Origin of the sequence: Pseudomonas sp. HAR-UPW-AIA-41 (assembly GCF_002304225.1) — a bacterium.
Taxonomy (GTDB): domain Bacteria; phylum Pseudomonadota; class Gammaproteobacteria; order Pseudomonadales; family Pseudomonadaceae; genus Aquipseudomonas.
Genome location: NZ_NSLB01000004.1, coordinates 15352 through 37127 on the forward strand (window position 1 = coordinate 15352; position 21776 = coordinate 37127).

The 21776-nt window shown below is 63.1% G+C and carries 22 protein-coding genes and 2 pseudogenes; 12 read left to right on the forward strand and 12 right to left on the reverse strand.

What is annotated here, in order from left to right; all coding sequences use genetic code 11:
- Positions 1-36: 36 nt before the first annotated feature.
- On the forward strand, positions 37-597 hold the full coding sequence (locus CK486_RS09300) for a Smr/MutS family protein (RefSeq protein WP_095940027.1): 561 nt from the start codon (positions 37-39) through the stop codon (positions 595-597).
- 6 nt (positions 598-603) lie between these two features.
- On the opposite strand, the gene CK486_RS09305 is transcribed toward CK486_RS09300, so the two are convergent.
- Positions 604-2172 (reverse strand): FAD-dependent oxidoreductase, encoded by a 1569-nt coding sequence (locus tag CK486_RS09305; protein ID WP_095940028.1) that lies wholly within the window; start codon positions 2170-2172, stop codon positions 604-606.
- Positions 2169-2618, reverse strand: coding sequence for a hypothetical protein (locus CK486_RS09310; protein ID WP_095940029.1), 450 nt, complete (start codon positions 2616-2618; stop codon positions 2169-2171). Before CK486_RS09310 ends, CK486_RS09305 begins: the two co-directional genes overlap by 4 nt.
- Before the next feature lie 167 nt (positions 2619-2785).
- Here CK486_RS09310 and folE point away from each other — a divergent pair, with 167 nt between their 5' ends.
- Complete coding sequence (gene folE, locus CK486_RS09315; RefSeq protein WP_095940030.1) at positions 2786-3331, forward strand: GTP cyclohydrolase I FolE; 546 nt, start codon at positions 2786-2788, stop codon at positions 3329-3331.
- Here the strand turns inward: folE and CK486_RS09320 are convergent.
- Genes CK486_RS09320 through CK486_RS09330 form a run of 3 tightly spaced genes read right to left on the reverse strand, consistent with a single transcriptional unit; the run spans position 3315 to position 5663 of the window.
- The gene (locus tag CK486_RS09320) at positions 3315-3863 is read right to left on the reverse strand and encodes a GNAT family N-acetyltransferase (protein ID WP_176481681.1); all 549 of its coding nucleotides are present in this window, start codon (positions 3861-3863) and stop codon (positions 3315-3317) included. The genes folE and CK486_RS09320 overlap by 17 nt on opposite strands.
- Positions 3864-3867: 4 nt before the next feature.
- Entirely contained in the window at positions 3868-4470 is a 603-nt protein-coding gene (locus tag CK486_RS09325) for a glutathione S-transferase family protein (RefSeq protein ID WP_095940032.1), read from the reverse strand.
- 29 nt (positions 4471-4499) lie between these two features.
- Complete coding sequence (locus CK486_RS09330; RefSeq protein ID WP_095940033.1) at positions 4500-5663, reverse strand: PLP-dependent aminotransferase family protein; 1164 nt, start codon at positions 5661-5663, stop codon at positions 4500-4502.
- Positions 5664-5743: 80 nt separating this feature from the next.
- Here CK486_RS09330 and CK486_RS09335 point away from each other — a divergent pair, with 80 nt between their 5' ends.
- Positions 5744-6196 carry a MarR family winged helix-turn-helix transcriptional regulator gene (locus tag CK486_RS09335; RefSeq protein ID WP_095940034.1) on the forward strand — a complete coding sequence of 151 codons (453 nt, stop codon included), beginning with the start codon at positions 5744-5746 and terminating at the stop codon, positions 6194-6196.
- A 25-nt stretch (positions 6197-6221) separates the two neighbouring features.
- Here the strand turns inward: CK486_RS09335 and CK486_RS09340 are convergent, their stop codons facing one another.
- Complete coding sequence (locus CK486_RS09340; RefSeq protein WP_095940035.1) at positions 6222-6848, reverse strand: hypothetical protein; 627 nt, start codon at positions 6846-6848, stop codon at positions 6222-6224.
- A gap of 221 nt (positions 6849-7069) precedes the next feature.
- Here CK486_RS09340 and CK486_RS09345 point away from each other — a divergent pair, with 221 nt between their 5' ends.
- Complete coding sequence (locus CK486_RS09345; protein ID WP_095940036.1) at positions 7070-8257, forward strand: benzoate/H(+) symporter BenE family transporter; 1188 nt, start codon at positions 7070-7072, stop codon at positions 8255-8257.
- Positions 8258-8266: 9 nt separating this feature from the next.
- On the opposite strand, the pseudogene CK486_RS09350 reads toward CK486_RS09345, so the two are convergent.
- Positions 8267-9155, reverse strand: a pseudogene (locus tag CK486_RS09350) (bile acid:sodium symporter family protein); the annotation flags it as partial.
- Positions 9156-9728: 573 nt separating this feature from the next.
- Positions 9729-10490, reverse strand: a complete 762-nt coding sequence (locus CK486_RS09355; protein ID WP_095940038.1) for an SDR family oxidoreductase — start codon at positions 10488-10490, stop codon at positions 9729-9731.
- 151 nt (positions 10491-10641) lie between these two features.
- Between CK486_RS09355 and CK486_RS09360 the strand changes: the two genes are divergently transcribed.
- Positions 10642-11073, forward strand: a complete 432-nt coding sequence (locus CK486_RS09360; protein ID WP_095940039.1) for a GNAT family N-acetyltransferase — start codon at positions 10642-10644, stop codon at positions 11071-11073.
- 17 nt (positions 11074-11090) lie between these two features.
- On the opposite strand, the gene pyrF is transcribed toward CK486_RS09360, so the two are convergent.
- Positions 11091-11786: an orotidine-5'-phosphate decarboxylase gene (pyrF, locus tag CK486_RS09365; protein WP_095940040.1), complete on the reverse strand. Its 696-nt coding sequence runs from the start codon at positions 11784-11786 to the stop codon at positions 11091-11093.
- A gap of 174 nt (positions 11787-11960) precedes the next feature.
- Between pyrF and CK486_RS09370 the strand changes: the two genes are divergently transcribed.
- From CK486_RS09370 to CK486_RS09395, 6 genes and pseudogenes are all read left to right on the forward strand, one after another.
- Positions 11961-12725 carry an ABC transporter substrate-binding protein gene (locus tag CK486_RS09370; RefSeq protein ID WP_095940041.1) on the forward strand — a complete coding sequence of 255 codons (765 nt, stop codon included), beginning with the start codon at positions 11961-11963 and terminating at the stop codon, positions 12723-12725.
- Between the two features lie 162 nt (positions 12726-12887).
- Positions 12888-14258, forward strand: coding sequence for an ethanolamine permease (gene eat, locus CK486_RS09375; protein ID WP_095940042.1), 1371 nt, complete (start codon positions 12888-12890; stop codon positions 14256-14258).
- A gap of 76 nt (positions 14259-14334) precedes the next feature.
- Entirely contained in the window at positions 14335-15729 is a 1395-nt protein-coding gene (locus tag CK486_RS09380; RefSeq protein WP_095940043.1) for an ethanolamine ammonia-lyase subunit EutB, read from the forward strand.
- Positions 15729-16481, forward strand: a complete 753-nt coding sequence (eutC, locus tag CK486_RS09385) for an ethanolamine ammonia-lyase subunit EutC (RefSeq protein WP_095940044.1) — start codon at positions 15729-15731, stop codon at positions 16479-16481. The genes CK486_RS09380 and eutC overlap by 1 nt, the downstream gene beginning before the upstream one ends.
- A 51-nt stretch (positions 16482-16532) precedes the next feature.
- A complete protein-coding gene (locus tag CK486_RS09390) occupies positions 16533-16700 on the forward strand; it encodes a DUF2897 family protein (protein ID WP_095940045.1) in 168 nt (55 codons plus the stop codon).
- Positions 16701-16744: 44 nt separating this feature from the next.
- A pseudogene (locus CK486_RS09395) lies at positions 16745-17477 on the forward strand (lysostaphin resistance A-like protein).
- Here the strand turns inward: CK486_RS09395 and CK486_RS09400 are convergent.
- The 3 genes from CK486_RS09400 to CK486_RS09410 are packed head-to-tail and all read right to left on the reverse strand — an operon-like array spanning position 17452 to position 19775.
- Entirely contained in the window at positions 17452-18249 is a 798-nt protein-coding gene (locus CK486_RS09400; protein WP_095940046.1) for an amino acid ABC transporter substrate-binding protein, read from the reverse strand. The pseudogene CK486_RS09395 and the gene CK486_RS09400 sit on opposite strands and share 26 nt — an antisense overlap.
- Before the next feature lie 45 nt (positions 18250-18294).
- Positions 18295-19095: an ABC transporter substrate-binding protein gene (locus tag CK486_RS09405; RefSeq protein ID WP_095940047.1), complete on the reverse strand. Its 801-nt coding sequence runs from the start codon at positions 19093-19095 to the stop codon at positions 18295-18297.
- A gap of 56 nt (positions 19096-19151) precedes the next feature.
- Positions 19152-19775, reverse strand: coding sequence for a TetR/AcrR family transcriptional regulator (locus CK486_RS09410; protein ID WP_218192100.1), 624 nt, complete (start codon positions 19773-19775; stop codon positions 19152-19154).
- A 204-nt stretch (positions 19776-19979) separates the two neighbouring features.
- Between CK486_RS09410 and CK486_RS09415 the strand changes: the two genes are divergently transcribed.
- Positions 19980-21767, forward strand: coding sequence for an acyclic terpene utilization AtuA family protein (locus tag CK486_RS09415; RefSeq protein ID WP_095940048.1), 1788 nt, complete (start codon positions 19980-19982; stop codon positions 21765-21767).
- Positions 21768-21776: the final 9 nt, after the last annotated feature.

The window sequence follows — 21776 nt, forward strand, 5'->3', positions numbered from 1 at the left end:
TCAGGCTAAAATGCCCGTCTCAGTGCGGAGCCTTCCATGTCAGACGATGATTTTTCCCTGTTCACCAGCGAGATGCGTGGTGTCAAACGTATCCAGGTAGATCAGGCCGACACCGGCAAGGTTCGCCCTGATCGCCAGCAGATTCAGCAGCGCCGGCAGAATGCCATGGTGCGCAGCAGCGAAACCAAGGTCGACGGTCTGTCCGATCAGTTTGTCATCGATGTCGGTGCCGAGGATGAGCTGTACTGGGCCCGCGACGGTGTGCAGGACAGCCAGTTGCGCAAGCTCAAGGCCGGCCAGGTGCCCTTCGAAGGCAGCCTCGACCTGCACGGCATGAGCGTGGAAAAGGCCCGGGAGACGCTCTGGGACTTCTTTGCCGAAGCCGCGCGCTACGAAGTACGCTGCGTACGCGTGACCCACGGCAAGGCTGCGCGCCTCGACGGCAAGCGGCCGATGATCAAGAGCCACGTCAACACCTGGCTGCGTCAGCACCCGCAGGTGCTCGGTTTCACTTCCTGCCTGCCCAAGCATGGCGGTACCGGAGCGGTCTACATCCTGCTCAAACGCACCATGATGGATGGCCGCGACGAGGACTGAGGCGGCTCAACCGGCACCACGCGCCGGCCACAGGCTGATGGCCCGTTCGGCCAGCGCGGCGATGGTCAGACTCGGATTGACCCCGACATTGGCGGCGATGCTGCTGCCGTCGATTACGTACAGCCCCGGATACCCGAACACCTGATGCCGGGCATCCACCACACCCAGTTCGGGGTTGGCTGCCATCACCGCACCGCCCAGCAGGTGGGCCGTCACCGCGCGATTACCCAGGCTTTCCGGCAAGACATTCAGCGCTTCCCCACCGCTGACCTCGGCAAAGGTCCGGGCTGCCCGGTTGGCCTGAGGCAGATAGGTGGGTGAAGCCTCGCCGACGGACACGCGCGAATCCAGAGCGAAACCGCCCAGCCGCCACCAGCGCCGGCGGTAGGCAAAGGCCAGCTGGTTGTCGGCCTGCTGCATCACCGTCAGCACCGAGATGCGTCGGTACCAGTCCGCCGTGCGCCAGTGCCCCAGCCAATGCCGAGGCCGGCGCAGCAATTGGCCCAGCACCTTGCCGGCACGCCGCAGTGGTCGCGCCTCATCCACCAGCGGCCCCATGTACAGACGCATGAAGTTGTAGCTCGGCGGGAAGCGGTTCTGGGTGATGTGAGTCTGGGCATCGGCGTGAAAATGGCTGGAGATGGTGGTGCCCTCGCTGACATCCACCCCGCTCTGCCCACGGATCGCTACAATCGCCTCGCTGTTGGTGCGCACATGCTCGCCCAGTGCCGCCGGCAGGTGCATCAGGGTGCGGTAGCGATCGCGACTGGCAAACAGGATCTCCAAGCTGCCGAGCACCCCGGCGGCGACAATAACCTGCGCCGCATCCAGGCTGCGCAACGGTAACGTGCGGCTGCGCAGGTGCACCCGGTAGCCCGCACCGTGGCGGCTGATATGGCTGACGCGGGTTTCGCTGAAGACCTGCACACCCAGTTTGCGCGCCAGATACAGATAGTTCAGGTCCAGACTGTTCTTCGCCCCCTGCGGGCAACCGCTGATGCAACTGCCGCAGCGATTGCAGCCCCGCCTTTGTGGACCCTCACCGGCGAAAAATGGATCAACTGGATCTTTCTGCGCGCCGAAGTAGATACCCTGCGGCACCGGCCCGTAACTCCCGCTGACGCCCATGGCCGTGGCAGTCTGCGCCAGCCAGCGGTCCTGCAGCCCCTGATAGGGGTTATCGGCCACACCGAGCATCTGCCGGGTGCGCCGGTAATGCGGCGCCAGACTCGCCTGCCAGTCGCTGTCTAGCGACGCCCATGCGGGGTCGCGATAGAAGGCCGCCTGCGGCTCCAGCAGCACCGCGGCATACACCAGACTGCCGCCACCCACGCCGACGCCGTGGACGACACCGACATTGCGGTAGACCTTCTGTGCCAGCGGGCCACGCAGGCCCAGCGCCGGCGCCCAGAGCAGATGACGCATCGACTGCCCCGCGCGCTGAAAGTCATCGGCACTGTGCTCGCGCCCCTGCTCCAGCACAGCCACCCGGTAGCCCTTCTCGGCCAGGCGCAGGGCACTGACGCTGCCACCGAAGCCTGATCCGATGATCAGCACATCGAAGGCCTCACTCATGCCTCACGCACCAGCAGGAAGGGAAAACCGAGTTTCCTCAGCCCAGGCAGATCAACAAAGGTCAGGCACAAACAGCGCTGTTCATCCAGCTGACGCAGTTCATCCCGCACCCAGCGCCACGGCCGACGGGTGGCCGCGCCATAGGCTAGCGCGGCGCACGGCTGGCCATCGAGCCAGGAAGGCTGCTCGCTGCAGCTCATCGGCAGCAGTTCGGACAACTGATCGCCGCGCCGCTGCAGGTTGACCGCAGAACTCGGCTCAAGAAAACGCTTGCCGTACCAGCCCGGCATGCCGCTCAGGGCAATGCTCGGGCCGGCACTCAAACGCAGCCACCAGGGCCCGACGAATTCAGCGCGCCAGCGCCCTGTAAGCGTTTTCGCAGCAGGTAACTGACGGTAGCGGGACAGCAGTTGGCCCAGAGAAAGCTGGTTGAGCGTGTCATTCATGGCAGCACCTTATTCTTAGAGTTATTGCTCCAGACTAATCGCCATCCTCGCCTGCGGCAGCACGCATATCCGCCAACAACAGGGTGGTAATCGCCAAGGCGAGTGGCACTTGCCAGCAACGTGCGCGCCGCCTACCCTGCGCGGCTGCAAATTTGAGTGGAATTCCCATGTCCCTGGAACAGCAATACACCGCCATTCTCGGTCAACTCGGCGAAGACGTGTCCCGTGAAGGCCTGCTCGACACCCCCAAGCGCGCGGCCAAGGCCATGCAGTACCTGTGTCGCGGCTACCAGCAGACGCTGGAAGAAGTCACCAACGGTGCGCTGTTCAGCTCTGACAACAGCGAGATGGTGCTGGTGAAGAACATCGAGCTGTACTCCCTGTGTGAGCACCACCTGCTGCCCTTCATCGGCAAGGCCCATGTGGCCTATATCCCCAACGGCAAGGTACTGGGCCTGTCCAAGGTGGCACGCATCGTCGACATGTACGCCCGGCGTCTGCAGATTCAGGAAAATCTCAGCCGGCAGATTGCCGAAGCCATCGAACAGGTGACCGGTGCCTTGGGCGTTGCCGTGGTGATCGAAGCGCAGCACATGTGCATGATGATGCGCGGCGTGGAGAAGCAGAACTCGTCGATGGTCACCTCGGTGATGCTGGGCGAGTTCCGCAGCAACCCGGCCACCCGCAGCGAGTTCCTCAGTCTGGTCCGCTAACCGGTTCGAGGCCGAGGCGACGGGTCTGCCAGTCCGCCCGGGAGAGACTGAAAAGCAGCAGGTCGCCCTGCTGCCCGTCGGGCCTGGCCACACCCTGCAGCGTGCCGCGCAGCTGCATCCCGCACTTTTCCAGCACCCGCGCCGCCGCGCAGTTGTGCCGGTAGCAGCTGCCGCGCATGCCCACCAGCTGTGCGTCCTCGAACAGGTAGTCGATGATGCACGCCAACGCCTCACTGGCGTAGCCCTGGCGCCGGTACGCCGGGGCAATCCAGCAGGACAGCTCGGCCTCATCGTCGTCCAGCGATGCATTGAGCATGCCCAGGCAGCCATTCAGCGAACGATTGCCACGCGGACTGACCGCCCAGGTCAGCTCACCCGATTCACCGGCCAGCAGATCCGCCACCCAGCCATCGAGCATGCGCGGCAACTTGTGCATACCGCCCAGCACCGCCGGGTCGCCGCGCAGCGCCTGACCGTCCTGCAGTCCCAGAGGACGCAGGCGCAGTCGGGCGCTGAGCAGCTCGACGCTCATGATTTCAGTCGTACATGCCGACGTGGCGCGGATGGCTGGCCACCCGTGCCAGCCAGGCGTTGATTGCCGGGAAGCCGGACAGGTCGAAACCGCCCTCGTGGGCCACATGGGTGTAGGCGTACAGGGCGATATCGGCGATGGTGTAGCTGTCACCCACCAGATACGGCGTGCGCATCAGCTGCTGCTCCATCACCGCCAGCGCCTTGTAGCCGTCGATATGGCAACGCTCGTACTCGGCACGCCGCTCCTCGGGCAGGCCCTGGTAGAACTGGATGAAACGCGCCACAGCGACAAAGGGCTCATGGCTGTATTGCTCGAAAAACTGCCACTGCAGCACCTGGGTGCGCAGACGCGGCTCGCGCGGCAGCAGCTCGCTGCCGTCAGCCAGGAAATTGAGGATGGCATTGGACTCCCACAGGCAGGTACCGTCTTCCAGCTCCAGCACCGGAATCTTGCCGTTGGGGTTCTTGGCCAGAAAGGCCTCGCTGCGGGTCTCGCCCTTGAGAATATCGACCGCCACCCACTCATAGGGAATATCCAGCAGGTGCAGCGCCAGCTTGACCTTGTAGCAGTTGCCGGAACGGTAATCGCCGTAAACCTTGTACATCCCCTTCTCTCCTTATACTGACGGCTGACTCACTGCTGTGCCTGTTGCGCCTCACGGACCACGGAGGCCAAGCGGCGCAGGCCCTCGCCCAGTCGCTCCGGCTCCACATGGCTGAAGTTAAGACGCAAATGCCCCGGATGGGCATCCGGCTCGGTAAAGAACGGCTCACCAGGCATAAACGCAACGTTCTGCGCCATCGCCGGCTGCAGCAGGGTACGGGTATCCAGCGGCTGCTTGAGGGTCAGCCAGAAGAACAGCCCGCCCTGCGGCACCTGCCAGCCGGCCAGGTCGCTGAAGTGTTCCTCCAGGGCGGCCTGCATGGCATCACGGCGCTGGCGGTAGAAATCGCGCAGCTCGGCCAGGTGCGCGTGGTACTGCTCGGTGCCCAGCCACTGCAAAGCCTGCCACTGACCGATGCGGTTGGTGTGCAGGTCGGCCGACTGCTTCAGACGCAGCAGGTGCGGGAACAGGTCCGGAGTGGCAATCAGAAAGCCCACGCGCAGGCCTGGCAGCAGGGTCTTGGACATGGTGCCGGTGTAGATCCAGCTGGCGCGCTTGAGGCGGCTGACGATCGGCGTGGCACTGCCCTCGTCGAACACCAGCTCGCGGTAGGGTTCGTCTTCGATCAGGGTAACATTGAACTCGTCCAGCAGCGCCGCCACGGCGTCGCGCTTGGCTTCGCTGTAACGCACCGCCGAGGGGTTCTGGAAGGTCGGGATCAGGTAGGCGAACGCCGGCTTGTGCTGTTCCAGACGCACGCGCAGTGCCTCCAGCTCGGGGCCGTCGGCCTCCTGCGGCACGGTCAGGCAGTCGGCGCCGAACAGCTGGAAGGACTGCAGCGCGGCCAGGTAGGTCGGTGCCTCGACCAGAATCTCGGTGCCCGGATCGATGAACAGCTTGCTGGCCAGATCCAGCGTCTGCTGCGAACCACAGACCACCAGCACCTGACTGGCCTCACAGGGCACGCCCAGCTTGCGCGCCTCCTCGGCAATGCGCTCGCGCAGCTCCGGCTCACCCTCACTCATGCCGTACTGACTCATGCTCGCCGGCATACCGCTCCAGTCCACCTTCGGCAGCATCGGCTCGGCCGGCAGGCCGCCAGCGAAGGACATCACCTCCGGGCGCTGGGCCGCGGCGAGGATTTCACGGATCAGAGAGCTTTTCAGGCGGGAAACACGTTCGGAGAAGGCCATGGGGACACCGGATGCTAAAGCGGATAAATTAAGTCAAACTGATTGACCGAAACTACGCCAACCACCACAGATACGTCAACATGCCTGACCTAAAAAACCCAACCGTTCAGCAGCAGGCGATGGAAGCCTTCTTCTTCGGCTACCAGGCATTCACCGCCAAACCGGACGAAATCCTCGCCCGCCGCGGGCTGTCGCGGGTACACCACCGCATTCTGTTCTTCATCGCCAAATACCCCGATCTCAGCGTCAAGGAACTGCTGACCTACCTGGGCGTCAGCAAGCAGGCACTGAACACGCCGCTGCGCCAGCTGATGGAGATGCATCTGGTGGAGAGTGTGGTGGCCGCGGATGACAAACGTAAGCGCCTGCTCAGCTTCACGCCCGAAGGCGCCAAGCTGGAAAAAGCCCTGCGCCGCGAACAGGCCCGCCTGCTTGAGCGCGTTTTTGATGAGGTCGGCGCACAGGCGGTCGAGAACTGGCTGAGCGTCAATCAGGCGCTGGGGCGTATTCGTCAGGCCGAGCACAGCGACTAGCTGATCGCCAGCGCGTCAACGGCAGCTAAGCCTCTTGCAGCTCGGCGGCCACACGGAAAAACAGCAGCATCTGCGCCAGCAGAGCCCCGATCAGCGGTAACGGCGCGAGCAGAGCCAGCAGCAGGCTCATCAGCATCACCCCGCCGGCGATGTCCAGCCAGGCCATCAGGCGAAAGGACGGGTAGACGTTCTCCACCCGCAACAGGCGAATCCCCAGCCACAGACTGATGCACCCCAGCAGGAAAACCCCGGCCAGACTCAGGAACAGCGGCCAGTCCAGCTCGCCGGTCGGCTCGCCCAGAAGCAGCATGCCGCCCTCGAACAACAGGGAAAACAGCACCATGACCCACACCGGGCGCTGCAAGCCTTGCGCATTAAAGCGGGCCTCGGCCAGTTGCTTGAGCTGCAGCAGCAGATAGCAGCCGAGCAGAACCAGCGCCACGCCCAGCCAGTCATTGAGGACCTGCAGCTGCGCCGGATCCAGCCAGACGCCGGCAAAGGACGATAACCACAGCAGGGTATTGCCCAGCACTCCCGCCAGGCACAGCCAGCCCAGCAGATTGAGCCGGCCCGCCGTCCAGCCTTGCAGCTCGCTCGGCTGAGTGTCTACCAGTGGCACCGTCGGGGCGGCAAAAGGGTTGTCATCCTGCATGGCACCTCTCCCGGCGCTTGTCTCACTACGATTTGTGTATGCCTGCGACTCTAGCAGGCCTGGCAACTGTATGGGCCTTTCGCCCCCCGGCTGTATCGCGACAGGCACAGTTGCACGACTTTATGCTTCCGCGCTCAACTGCACCTGACCTGCGCCGCTCAGTCGACACCTTCGCGCCAGTGCGCAGGTTCATCTCAGCAATCGTTTTCCGGAGCGTCCCGATGCCGGCCAATCCACTGCGCCAGTTCTGGCGCGACAGCTCCCTTTCCGCGCTGGTTGCCGGTTTCATCGCCATGCTGACCGGGCACACCAGTGGTCTGGTGCTGATCTTCCAGGCCGGCCAGGCCGCCGGACTGGACAGCGGACTGATCGCCTCCTGGATCTGGGCCCTGTCACTGGGCATGACCTGCTGCACCATCGGTTTGTCGCTGTACTACCGCGCCCCCATCGTGGTGGCCTGGTCGACACCGGGCGCGGCACTGCTGATCAGCAGCCTGCCGGGTGTGACGTTCAACGAAGCCATCGGTGCCTATCTGGTGTGCGCCCTGCTGCTGACGCTGGTCGGCATCACCGGCACCTTCGAGCGCCTGCTGCGCCATCTGCCAAATTCGCTGGCTGCTGCCCTGCTGGCCGGCATCCTCTTCCGCATCGGCAGCGAGATTTTCCTCGCCGCCCAGAGCCAATTGCTGCTGGTGCTGGCCATGCTGTTCAGTTACCTGCTGATCAAGCGTTTGCAGCCGCGCTATGCGGTACTGGCCGCCTTGCTGGTGGGCGCGGCGCTGGCCGGCGCCAACGGCCTGCTCGACCTGTCGCAGGTACCGCTGCAGCTGGCCGTCCCACAGTGGACAACGCCGGCGTTCAGCCTCAGTGCCGTAATCAGCATCGGGCTGCCGTTGTTCGTGGTGGCCATGGCCTCGCAGAACATTCCGGGCCTGGCCGTGTTGCGCGCCGATCACTACCCGGTGCCCGCCTCGCCACTGCTCAGCGTGACCGGCTTTGCCTCGCTGCTGCTGGCGCCATTGGGCAGTCACGGCGTCAACCTGGCCGCCATCACCGCCGCCATCTGCACGGGCCCGCAGGCCCATGAAGACGCCAGCAAGCGTTATACCGCTGCAGTTTTCTGTGGTCTGTTCTATGCGCTGGCGGGTCTGTTTGGCGCCAGCTTAGTGGCACTCTTTGCCGCCCTGCCCAAGGCGCTGCTGCTGTCGGTGGCGGCCATTGCCCTGTTCGGCTCCATCGGCAATGGCCTGCAGGCCGCCCTGCACAATGCCGAGGAGCGTGAAGCGGCCCTGCTGACCTTCATGCTCACCGCCTCGGGCATCAGCCTTGGCGGTATCGGCTCGGCCTTCTGGGGGCTGCTGCTGGGCCTGGCCGTGCTGTGGATCGGCAAGCTCGGCCGGCGCGCCTGAATCAATCCTGTCAGGCAGCGCCGCCGGCCAGCTCGCGGCCATGCACGCGATTGACCAGCCAGCCGAACACCCCGGCGGTGAAGAACATGATGAAGCCGTAGATCGCCGGCGGAATGGCCATGGTCGGGTTGTTCAGCAACGCCGGACTGAGCGCCAGGGCAATGGCCAGTGTGCCGTTGTGAATACCGATCTCCATGCCGATAGCAATCGACTGTTTCAGGCTCAGGCGCATCAGACGCGGTACCCAGTAACCCACCGCCAGGCTGACCAGATTGAAGACCAGCGCGGCCAGGCCGACTTCCGCGGCATAGGTGGTGACAGTGTCCCAGTCCTTGATCACCGCCAGCACGATGACCAGCGCCAGGAACAAGGCCGACAGAATCTTGACCGGCTTATCCATGCGCGCGGCAAAGCCCGGCGCCACGCGCCGCACCAGCATGCCGATGGCCACCGGCCCGAGCACGATGAGAAACACCTGCAGCACCTTGCCGAACTGCAGCGGCAGAGCCTGATCGGCCGCCATGAAGTAGTTCATCGACAGATTGACGATGATCGGCATGGTCAGCACGGCGATGACCGAGTTCACCGCGGTAAGGGTAATGTTCAGCGCCACATCGCCATGGGCCAGGTGGCTGTAGAGATTAGCACTGGTACCACCGGGCGAAGCCGCCAGCAGCATCAGCCCCACGGCCAGAGCCGGCGCCAAGGCAAAGCCCTTGGCAATGAAGAAGCAGGCCACCGGGAGGATGAGGATCTGGCAGACCAGGCCGATGATCACCGGCTTGGGGTATTTCACCACCCGGGTGAAATCCGCCAGCGTCAGCGAAAGCCCCAGACCGAGCATGATGATGCCCAGCGCGGCGGGAAGAAAAACGGTCAACAAGGGATCGGCGGTCATTGTTTTTATTCTCGAACGGAAAGCTTGATCGATTGTGCCCAGAGTGCGGCGCGGCTGGCCAGTGACTCAGGCGGCCAGTAGCCTGCAATTTGTAAGCGAAAACAAGCAGGAAGCGACAGTGCTGATGCCATTCGCTCAGCCAGAGGTTCGCTAAGCACTCATGCCTTACTGCCTTGGAGCCTCAGTTTTTATTTCAGCTCATCTGCAAGAAGCATTTGGGGTGCCCGCAACCTCCACGCTTTCAACAGTTTGACCTTAACGGTCAGGCAGCGCACAGGCGCCCCTTTCGTCCGGCGGAGTGCAGTCGTTGTGTAGAGGGGTAAGCCGCAGGGAGCGGCGCAAGCGGCGATGGGCCAGGGATGGCCCTTCGCCGTGGCCCCTCGGAGCAATGACGTAGCGAAGGAACCCTGCGCGAAGCGCAGGGCCGGATGACGGGGCTAGACCTTTGGTTTCTTTTGGGGCAATGCCAAAAGAAACTCGCCCAGCAGGGCGAAAATGAGCATCCCAGCCACTTCGACAATGAGCGGAGTATGCGGCGCTTTGAGCGAGCCGCATTACTCCACTGCTCGCTGCTTACATCGCCGTTACGCCACCATCGATTGCCAGCGCCTGACCGGTAGTAAAGGCAGCCGCATCGCTGCACAGGTAAAGCACAGCAGCAGCCACCTCCTCGACCTTGCCGATACGCCCGACCGGGTGCATGGCAGCGGCGAACTCGCCCTTCTTCGGGTCGGCCTCGTAGGCGCGGCGGAACATGTCGGTATCGATCACTGCCGGGCAGATGGCATTCACGCGGATTTTCTTCTTCGCATACTCGATGGCAGCCGACTTGGTCAGACCGATCACCGCATGCTTGGAAGCGCTGTAGATGCTCATCTTCGGCGCAGCACCGAGACCGGCCACCGATGCGGTGTTGACGATCACGCCGCCGCCCTGGGCCAGCAGCAGCGGCAGCTCGTGCTTCATGCACAGCCACACGCCCTTGACGTTGACGCCCATGATGGCGTCGAACTCGGCCTCGCTGCCCTCGTTGAGCTTGCCCTTCTCGATTTCGATCCCGGCGTTGTTGAAGGCGTAGTCCAGACGGCCGTACTGCTCCTTGATGGTCGCCATCAGCGCCACCACCTGCTCGTCGCGGCTGACGTCGCAGCGCACGAAGATAGCCTCTCCGCCGGCAGCGCGGATCAGCTCCACAGTACCTTCACCACCCACGGCGTCGAGGTCGGAGACCACCACCTGCAGACCTTCACCGGCAAATGCCAGGGCAGTGGCGCGGCCGATACCGGCGGCACCGCCAGTCACCAGGGCCACTTTTCCAGAATATGTAGCGCTCATGCAGCATCCTCCCATTGAATGGCCGGCAGTCTAGCCAGCCGCTCCACGGCAGGGGCAGCACTATCAGGCCGCTGTAGCAGGCGTCATGCAGGTAACTGATGAAGAACGCGTTGAGCGTCGATAGACTGCCGCCTCATCCAGGAGGACTGCCATGACACAGAAGGAAAACTACCGTTTCAGCCTGGGCCGCGACGACAAGGCTCACGAGGTCGTGCGCTCAGGGCTCGAGGCCTTCAATACGGCGCTGATAGGGGAAAACCCCTACCACGACTTCGCCCTCTATGCCCGCGACGGGCAGGATCAGGTGGTCGGCGGGATGTTCGGCCACTCAGGAGCAGGCTGGCTGTACATCGACTACTTGTGGCTGCACGACAGCCAGCGCGGCCAGGGGCTCGGCGCACACCTGCTAGGGCTGGCCGAAGAGGAGGCCCGGCAGCGCGGTTGCGTCGGTGTATTCCTCTACACCTACAGCTTCCAGGCACCGGGGTTCTATCAGAAACAGGGCTATCAGCCGATGGGCGTACTGGACGACTGCCCGCCGGGTTACCAGCGCATCTACCTGAAGAAATCCCTGACGGCCTGAGCCGTCAGGTCAACACCTCAGGCCAGTTCAGCGACCACAGCGGCCAGAGCAGCAGCCGGATCAGCCGCCTGGCTGATCGGCCGGCCGATGACCAGATAATCGGAGCCGGCCGCCAGCGCCTGGCTCGGCGTGAGGATGCGCTTCTGGTCATCCGCGGCACTGCCCGCCGGACGAATCCCCGGCGTGACCAGCTGCAGCTGCGGCTGTGCGGCCTTGAGCGCCACCGCTTCCTGTGCGGAACAGACCAGACCGTCCAGACCGGCCTGTGCCGCCAGACCCGCCAGGCGCAGCACCTGCTCCTGCGGAGCGATGTCCAGGCCGATGCCGGCCAGATCGCTCTGTTCCATGCTGGTCAGCACCGTCACACCGATCAGCAGCGGCTTGTTGCCGGCCAGACGGTCCAGCTCCTCGCGGCAGGCACTCATCATGCGCAGGCCACCGGAGCAGTGCACATTGACCATCCACACCCCCAGCTCGGCAGCAGCCTTGACCGCCATGGCCGTGGTGTTGGGGATATCGTGGAATTTCAGGTCGAGGAACACCTCGAAGCCCTTGGCCTGCAACGCCTCGACCACCGCCGGGCCACAACGGGTGAACAGTTCCTTGCCGACTTTCACCCGGCACTGCGCCGGATCAAGCTGGCTGGCCAGAGCCAGTGCCGCATCACGGGAAGGAAAGTCGAGGGCAACGATGATCGGGGTCTGGCAGGCCATGGCGAAATCTCGGGCAATAACGAATCGGCGCGCATTGTAGCCGATGGCCGCCGCCCTGCCGACCTTCAGCCTTACGACAGCAGACACAAAGCAGGTGGTCAGGTCGCATCGCTTGCAACCTAAAACCACCTATTCTCAACAGCACCGCCATCAACCGCAGCCAGGAGCACGACCATGATCAAGCGCCTACGCCCCGCTCTGCTGTTGCTGCTCTGTCTGGGTCTGCCGGTAAGCGCCGAGCAGCCGGCGCCCCTGAGCTACCTGACCGAAGCCTATCCGCCCTACAACTACAGCGATGACAATATCCTGCGCGGCATCGCCGTGGATTTGCTAATCAGCGCCACGCAGCACACCAGCAAGCCTGTCACCCGCAGTCAGATCCGCCTGCAACCCTGGCCGCGCGCCTACCGCACTGCACTCAGCAAGCCCGATACCGTACTGTTTTCCACCACCCGCACCGAGGAGCGGGAAAAGCTGTTCAAGTGGGCAGGCCCCATCGCCACCACCCGTGTGGTGCTGCTGGCGCGCAAATCCAAACAGATCCGCATCGAGTCAGCCGCTGATCTGCAGCAGTACCGTATCGGCACGGTGCCGGACGATATCGGTGAGCAGTTACTCCTTGCCATGGGCGTGAGCGAAAAACAGCTGAAACACTCGGCCAATGCCATTGCCCTCGCCCAGCAACTGCAGGTGGGGCGCATTGATCTGTGGGCCTATGAGGAAAACGTCGCCCGCTGGTTCCTCAGCAATGCCAAGCTCGAGCCTGACGACTTCGAGTCGGTCTATCTGCTCAAGCAGGGTGAGCTGTGGTTTGCCTTCAACCCACAGGTCAGTGATGTACAAGTCAGTGAACTGCAGCAGGCTATCGATAATCTGCGTCAGCAGCCTGGCCGGGTCGGCAAGACACGCTACGACGATATCCTGCTCGACTACCTCTGAGGCCACTGCGCCGTGATTGTGCAAACTCGCCCGCTGCTGACCCATCGGTGGGCAAAAGCATCAGCGCGGCACTGCTGTAACGCCCGTATTTCAAGGACTCCCACATCTGGCATAGACCATGCTTAAGGCGTTGACACTTTAGTCAACTTCGAGGGTTACAGCATGGGCACAACACTCAAAGCCAGTCTCGGAACCCCGCATCTGTGGGGCATCGCCGTAGGCCTGGTGATTTCTGGCGAATATTTTGGCTGGAGCTACGGCTGGGGCGTAGCGGGAACCCTGGGGTTCCTCATCACCGCCCTGCTGGTGGCGACCATGTACACCTGTTTCATCTTCAGTTTCACCGAACTGACTACTGCCATTCCCCATGCCGGCGGACCTTTCGCCTACAGCCGTCGGGCATTCGGCGAGCGCGGCGGACTGATCGCCGGTCTGGCCACCCTGATCGAATTCGTTTTCGCCCCGCCAGCCATCGCCATGGCCATCGGTGCCTATCTCAACGTGCAGTTCCCGGGCCTCGATCCCAAACTCGCGGCCGTCGGCGCCTACATCATCTTCATGGGCCTGAATATTGTCGGGGTCAGCATTGCCGCCACCTTCGAGCTGGTGGTGACCATCCTCGCGGTGGTCGAACTACTGGTGTTCATGGGCGTGGTGGCACCCGGTTTCAGCTTCAGCAACTTTGTGCTCAACGGCTGGGCCGGCAGCAACGAGTTCAACCTCGGGGCGATCTCCGGCATCTTCGCCGCCATCCCCTTCGCCATCTGGTTCTTCCTCGCCATCGAAGGCGCGGCCATGGCCGCCGAGGAAGCCAAGGACCCGCAGCGCACCATTCCCAAGGCGTACATCAGCGGCATCCTGACCCTGGTGCTGCTGGCTCTTGGCGTGATGATCTTCGCCGGCGGCGTGGGCGACTGGACAGTCCTGTCCAACATCAACGACCCGCTGCCCCAGGCGATGAAGACCGTGGTCGGTGAGAACTCCGGCTGGCTGCACATGCTGGTGTGGATCGGCCTGTTCGGTCTGGTCGCCAGCTTCCACGGCATCATCTTGGGCTACTCGCGGCAGTTCTTCGCCCTGGCCCGCGCAGGCTACCTGCCGGCAGGCCTGGCCAAGCTCAACCGTTTCCACACCCCGCACCGCGCCATCATCGCCGGCGGGCTGATCGGCATCGCCGCCATCTACAGCGACGGTCTGATCAACCTGCAGGGCATGAGCCTGACCGCCGCCATGATCACCATGAGCGTGTTCGGTGCCATCGTCATGTACATCATGAGCATGCTCAGCCTGTTCCGTCTGCGTCAGACCGAGCCGAACCTGCAGCGCAGTTTCATGGCGCCGGGCTACCCGGTGATTCCGGCCATTGCCCTTGCTCTCGCTCTGGTCTGCCTGGTGGCAATGGCCTGGTTCAACACCACGATCGGTCTAATTTTCCTCGGTTTCATGGCTGCCGGCTTCGTCTGGTTCCAGTTCACCGCTCATCATCGCGAAGCCGCAGCTGGCGATACCCTGCTCACCGGCGGTGCTGCTTAACTAGCCTGACAAGCTATTGAGAAAGTCCCCGAGCCGTGCCCCGCCGGGCACGGCTTTTCCCTGTTCGGAGTCAGCGATGGCCTACCAGACCAGCGTCGGCAACACCCTGTACCGTTTCCCCGATCTCAAGACCCTGCTGGCCAAGGCCAGCCCGGCCCGCTCCGGCGACTACCTGGCGGGGCTTGCAGCCGCCACCTACGAAGAGCGCATGGCCGCCAAGATCGCCCTGGCCGATGTGCCGCTCAAGACTTTCCTCAACGAGGCACTGATCCCCTACGAGCAGGACGAAGTCACCCGCCTGATCATCGACCGCCACGACACGAATGCCTTCGCCCCGATCAGTCACCTGACGGTCGGCGACCTGCGCGACTGGCTACTGCTCGACACTACCGACAGCGTCACGCTGGCCGCTTTGGCACCGGGGATAACCCCGGAAATGGCAGCCGCCGTGAGCAAACTGATGCGTAATCAGGACCTGATTCTGGTCGCCCGAAAGTGCCGGGTAATCACCCGCTTTCGCAACACCATCGGCCTGCCAGGCCACCTCTCGGTGCGCCTGCAGCCCAATCACCCCACTGACGATGTACGCGGTATCGCCGCCAGCCTGCTCGACGGCCTGCTCTATGGTTCGGGCGACGCCACGGTGGGAATTAACCCGGCCAGCGACTCACTGCCGACCCTGATGCGCCTATGGCAGATGATGGATGAGGTACGCCAGCACTTCGATATCCCCATGCAGAGCTGCGTGCTCACCCACGTCACCACGCAGATTCAGGCCATCGAGGCTGGTGCGCCCATCGACCTGGTGTTCCAGTCCATCGCCGGCAGCGAGAAGACCAATGCCAGTTTCGGCGTGTCGCTGGCCATCCTCAGGGAGGCCCATGAGGCAGCGCTGAGCCTCCAGCGCGGCACCTTGGGCGACAACTGCATGTACTTCGAAACCGGTCAGGGCAGCGCGCTGTCGGCCGGCGGTCACCACGGTGTCGACCAGCAGACCTGTGAGGCCCGCGCCTATGCCGTGGCGCGCGAGTTCCGCCCGCTGCTGGTCAATACCGTGGTCGGTTTCATCGGCCCGGAATACCTGTACGACGGCAAGCAGATCATTCGCGCCGGTCTGGAAGACCACTTCTGCGCCAAGCTGCTGGGGCTGCCGATGGGCTGCGACGTCTGCTACACCAACCATGCCGAAGCCGATCAGGACGACATGGACAGCCTGCTGACCCTGCTCGGCGCGGCCGGCATCAGTTTCATCATGGGCATCCCCGGCGCCGACGACATCATGCTCAACTACCAGAGCACCTCGTTTCACGACGCGCTGTACCTGCGTTCGGTCCTGGGCCTCAAGCGTGCCCCCGAATTCGACGCCTGGCTGACCCGCATGGCCATTACCGAATCTGGCGGCGCACTGCGCGAGATCGGCCGCGGCCACAGCCTGCTCAAGCAACTGCCCACTCTTTCAGGAGCAGCCTGATGGATCTGATCCAGCACAATCCGTGGGACGAGTTGCGCGCCCACACCTCGGCACGCATAGCGCTTGGCCGCGTCGGATCAAGCCTGCCGACCGCAGAGGTGCTCAAGTTCGGTCTGGCTCATGCACAGGCCCGCGATGCCGTGCACCGCCCGCTGGATTTCGCCGCCCTGCGCAGCGAGCTGGAGGCTCATGGCTTTCGTTGCCTGCAGGTCGCCAGTGACGCGCCCGACCGTTCCACCTACCTGCTGCGTCCGGACAAGGGCCGCCAGCTCAAGGCGGAATGCGCCACGCGCCTGCAAGAGGAAGCACCAGCCCCGGAGCTAGCCATGGTTCTCGCCGACGGCCTTTCCGCCATCGCCATTCAGCGCCATGCCCTGCCCCTGCTCGATCTGTTTCGTCAGCACTTCGACACCGACTGGGCCAACACCCCGGTCGTACTGGCCGAACAGGGCCGCGTGGCCATTGGCGACGGCATCGGCGAAGCCTTGCGCGCGCGCCTGGTGATTGTGCTGATCGGCGAGCGACCGGGACTCAGCTCACCAGACAGCCTGGGCATCTACCTGACCTACCAGCCCAGGCCGGGCATGATGGACAGCCAGCGCAACTGCATTTCCAACGTGCGCCCGGAGGGCCTGCCCTATGCACTGGCGGCGCACAAGCTGGACTTCCTCGCCCGCCAGGCCCTGCGCCTGCAGCTCTCCGGTGTCGAGCTTAAGGACGACAGCAGCCTGCAAAATGTTCTGAGCAACTGACAGCGCAGACCTACAAGGCTATTGTGGAAGTCTCTACCCAAGGAGAATTCCATGCCCTGGTACGCCTGGATGGTCATAATCCTCGCGCTCGGCTCCATCGTCGGCAGTCTCATGCTGCTGCGCGACAGCGCCAGCAAACTGCCACTGAGCGAGGAACAGCTCAAACGCATCCGTGAACGCAACGCCGAGGCCGATGCCAAGGACGCCGGAAGCCGTTGAAGCAGCTAACACACGGAAGTGAATACTCGTTCCGCTACTGGGCGCTGCCGTTAACCTGGCTGACGATTGGCGGGGCACTGGGTCAGATTTCTTTTATCGGTCTGTTGCTGGGTTGTCTGTTTGTTCTTTGGCTGGCATGCAGCCCGCGCATCGCGCCTTGGCTCTGGCGCAGCGTCACCCTCCTGAGCAGCCTGATGCTGGCTGCTCACCTGCTGCCGGGTTTCACACCGATGCCGCTCAGCGAACCACTGGCCTGGAGCCCCGATGCCCGCCCTGTGCTGCTGCGCCTGTCGTGGGACAAGGTGCTGGCCGGCCTGGGTTTGCTCGCCTGGTGGTTGCAACAGCCCACCCGTGCTGCCCCCCCACTGGAAGGCTGCGCTGCTGATCAGCCTTCTCACCCTGCTGCTGGTTCCTCTGGCAGCCCTGGGCCTGGGCGTGGTTGGCTGGCAGCCGAAGTGGCCGCAACAGCTGGCGCTGTGGCTGTTGCTGAATCTGGGGGGCGCGATCCTGGCCGAGGAGCTGCTGTTTCGCGGCTTGCTGCAGACTTGGCTGCTGCAGCGTCTGGGCACGCTGCTGGGCATAGGCCTGACTGCACTGCTGTTCGGTGCCGCCCACTGGCCGTTCAGCCCGCTGTTTGCCGCTGTCGCCATGCTGGCGGGCCTGGGTTACGGACTGGCTTTTCACTTCAGTGGTCGCCTGTGGCTGGCGATGCTGTTGCACCTGGCCGTCAACCTCTGCCACGTGCTGCTGCTTACCTATCCGCTACGTATGGCTTAACTCGTACACCATAGGGTTCGAAGATCCGCTGCAGCTCACCGCGATGCCTCATCTGCTCCAGCAGCGCCTGCAGCTGATCAGGGGTGATCGAAGCTTGTGGACGCAACAACATGTAATGCCTGTAGGTCTGATCAACCTGTTCGCCGACCAGCAACTGCTCCTGCAGTATTGGCTCGCGCAATTGGCGCTCTTTGAGCCAACTGCGGGTCAGCAGACCAATGTCGGCTCGACCGCGCAGCACCAGGCCCAGAATACTGTCGTGGGAATAGGTGAGTTCAGCGTTGTAATGCTGACGCAGCAGGCTCGGGTCATTGGCAAAACCCGAAAAGCCGTAGTGGTAGCCCTTGAACAGGGCCAGTCGCTTCCCCTTGAGCGGCTGAAAGAAACGCTGGTCTCTCCCTGGCTTAGCCTGAGCAACAAAGAGCTCGGCATCTTCCAGGCCCATCTCCAGACGAGCAGCCGCGATGCCTTGCCAACCCCAGTCAGGATTCTCAAACACTGCAAGATCAATCTGCCCATCGCGAAGATCACCAAATCGACGGGCCAAGGAGGTGCTTCGAGCAACGAATCGATAGTCGCGCTGCTGACGATTGAGCCCTTCGAGGAGTTGAGGCAGCAAGCCACGCCCTGGCTCATCCTCAAAAACATAAGGGGGAAAGTGCACACTGGCGACTTTGATCTCTGGCACAGCTGCCAGGCTGGACTGGTTCCAGCCCAAGCACACCAAACATCCCAGCGCCGACAAGAACGTCCTGCTCATGGCCTTACCCATCAATTCCTGCTTGGCGCAACCTTAACGCATTTCCTGAACATCAGGTCAATGTGAGGTAGCGGAATCGCCATGCATGGACAACTGGTAACGCTGCAGCAGCGGCATCAGGACGCCAGTATCTTTCAGATCATCAAGCAGATGTCGCAGTTGAGCACCATCAAGTGGTGCCTGGGGGCGCAGTAGCGCCCGATGGCGATAAACCTGATCCTCTCGCTCGGAAACCAGCAATTGACTGCGATATTCCGGGTTGTCACGGAAATACAGCGCCAGATAAGAGCGAGCCACGATCGTCAGATCGACGCGTTTACGCTGGACCATCAGCAGGTTGCTGTCATGGGAATAGGTGAAGGTCACCTTGAAGTGCTTTTTAAGATAGTCCGGGTCAGAGTTGAAGCCTGCGAAACCATAGTGATAGCCGCTGTACAGGGCAAAGCGTTTATCTGCCAGCTCCAGAAAATAGCGCTGATCACGGCCAGCCTCCTGACGCGCCACATAGACTTCGGCATCCTCGATATGCAGATCCGCACTCTGGTGGGGGATGGACTGCCAGCCCCAGGCTGGTGACTCGAAAAGGATAAGATCGAAACGCGCTGACTGCAGATCAGCGTAGCGACGTGTTACAGAGGTGGGCACTAGGCTGAAGTGGTACTTCGTCTGGCTACTGTTGAGCGCCGAGAGTAGCTCAGGCAGAAGCCCACCGGGCGTAGCTGTTTCCGGTTTAATGGCATAGGGAGGAAAGTGATAGGCGCCGACTTTGACCTCCTGCGCAAAGGCCTGTACCGCGCCGACAGATAGCAGCGCATACCACCAGACACCACAAAAAAGCTTGCGCAGAAGGGAAATCATCAAGGCCTCTTCAGATACAGCGGGGCTTTTGTGATCTCAGCCTAGTCGATATGTGCTCAGTTGTCCTTGATCACCAGCGACAAAGCTTCTTCGGCTAACTGATCCAGGGTCATCGGGCCATCGGGGCGAAACCAGGTGGTGGTCCAACTCAGCGCGCCGGTGAGGAAACGACGGATGATGAACGGATCGGCCTTGAAGTAGCCGGCGGCCTTGGCCTCGCCCAGCACCTGCAGCCACAACTGCTCGTAGGTGTCACGCAGGCCGAGGATGTAGTCGCGGCCCTCGGCGGACAACGAACGCCACTCGTACACCAGCACGCCCATGGCCTCGCCGGTGCCGCCCATGATCGACTGCAGCTCACAGCGGATCAACGCCAGCACACGCTCATGCAGGTTAGTGGCCTCGGCCAGCGCCGCGTGCATCAGGGCGGTGTTGTAGATGATGGTTTCCTCCATCACCGAGCGCAGGATCTCGTCCTTGCTCTTGAAGTGGTGAAAGATGCTGCCGGACTGGATGCCCACCGCGCTGGCCAGATCCCGTACCGTGGTGCGCTCGTAGCCCTTGCTGCGAAACAGATGCGCAGCCGTTTGCAGCAATTTACCGCGGGCACTTTCCGGATCGGTGACCTGGCCGGAGGCGACCACTTGCTGCATCACCTCACGGGCTTTTTGTTCGTCCAGGCTCATCAATCCCCCAATTTGCGCAATCGTCGCGTCAGCCTCCAATCGAAGGATGGCGCGCAAGTAGTTGTCTTGGGGCGAAATTTAGGGCCTGGCAGACTACCAAGCAAGCGCTTGGGTAAAAATATGCAGCAAGCCCTTTTCAACCAAGCGCTTGCTTGGTAGTGTTCGTTTCACCCTATTCATGTGTTGCGGATAACTCCAATGACCCAAACCGTACGCATCGGCTGCGCCTCCGCCTTCTGGGGCGACACCTCCACCGCCGCCGCCCAGCTGGTTCGTGGCGCCGAACTGGATTACCTGGTGTTCGACTACCTCGCCGAAGTGACCATGTCGATCATGGCCGGAGCGCGCATGAAGAAGCCGGACGAAGGCTATGCCACCGACTTCGTCGAGGTGCTCTCCCCGCTACTGGGCGAAATCGCGCAGAAGAAGATCCGCGTGATCAGCAACGCTGGCGGCGTCAACCCAGCTTCCTGCGCCAAGGCACTGGCCGCTGCCTGCGAGAAGGCCGGGGTCAATCTGAAGATCGCCGTGCTGCACGGTGACAACCTGCAGCCCAAGCTGGGCGAACTGGCCAAAGCCGGGACCACCGAGATGTTCACCGGCGCCCCGCTGCCGCCCATGTGCGTGTCGGTCAATGCCTACCTCGGCGCGCCGGGCATCGTTGCTGCTCTGGAAGCAGATGCTGACATCGTTATCACCGGCCGCGTGGTCGACAGCGCCGTGGTCAGCGCCGCGCTGGTACATGAGTTCGGCTGGAGCTGGACCGACTACGACAAGCTCGCTCAAGCCGCGCTCGCCGGTCATATCATCGAATGCGGCGCGCAGTGCACCGGTGGCAACTTCACCGACTGGCGCGACGTGCCGGACTACGAACACATCGGCTTCCCGGTCGTCGAGGTGCAGGCCGATGGCCGCTTCGTGGTCGCCAAACCCGAAGGCACAGGCGGGTTGATCTCCACCCTCTCGGTGGGCGAGCAGATGCTCTACGAGATCGGTGACCCGCGTGCCTATTACCTGCCCGATGTGGTCTGCGACTTCACCCAGGTGCAACTCACCCAGGTCGGCGCCAACCGCGTCGAACTGAAAGGCGCCCGCGGCCTTGCGCCGACCAGTCAGTACAAGGTCAGTGCCACCTACCCGGACGGTTTCCGCTGCACAGCCAGCTGCCTGCTGGCCGGTATCGATGCCGCAGCCAAAGCAGAGCGCGTCAGCCAGGCCATCATCGCCAAGACCGAAGAGATGTTCGCCGAGCGCGGTTGGGGCCCGTACAAGGAAGTGTGCATCGAGCTGCTGGGCACCGAGGCCACCTATGGCCCCCGCAGCCAGCGCGCTGACACCCGCGAAGTGGTGGTCAAGCTCGGCGTGCGCCACGCCAAGAAGGAAGCCCTGATCCTGTTCTCCCGCGAGATCGCCCAGGCGGCCACCGGAATGGCGCCAGGCCTGACCGGCATCGTCGGTGGGCGCCCCACCGTGTACCCGGTGATCCGCCTGTTCAGCTTTCTGGTCGACAAGAGCGCCTGCGCGCTGGAGATCGAAATCAACAACGAGCGCCAGCCGGTCACCCTGCCGGAAGTCGCCGTGTTCGACGCGGCCCAGATCGCCAGCGAGGCTGCCCTGCCCGCTCCGGCCGGCAGCGCCGATGCGACTGTGCCGCTGATCAAGCTGGCCGTGGCCCGCTCCGGCGACAAGGGCAACCACAGCAATATCGGCGTGATGGCCAGAAAGCCCGAATATCTGGCGTGGATCGCGGCTGCGCTCACCGAGGGCGCCGTGGCGCAATGGATGCAGCACGTGCTCGACGGCCAGACCGGCAAGGTCAGCCGCTGGCACCTGCCGGGCAGCCACAGCCTGAACTTCCTGCTGGAGAACGCTCTCGGCGGCGGCGGTGTTGCCAGCCTGCGCATCGACCCGCAGGGCAAGGCCTTCGCCCAGCAGTTGCTGGAATTCCCGGTTCCGGTGCCGCGCGCACTGGCTGACAGCCTGTAAGGACAACAC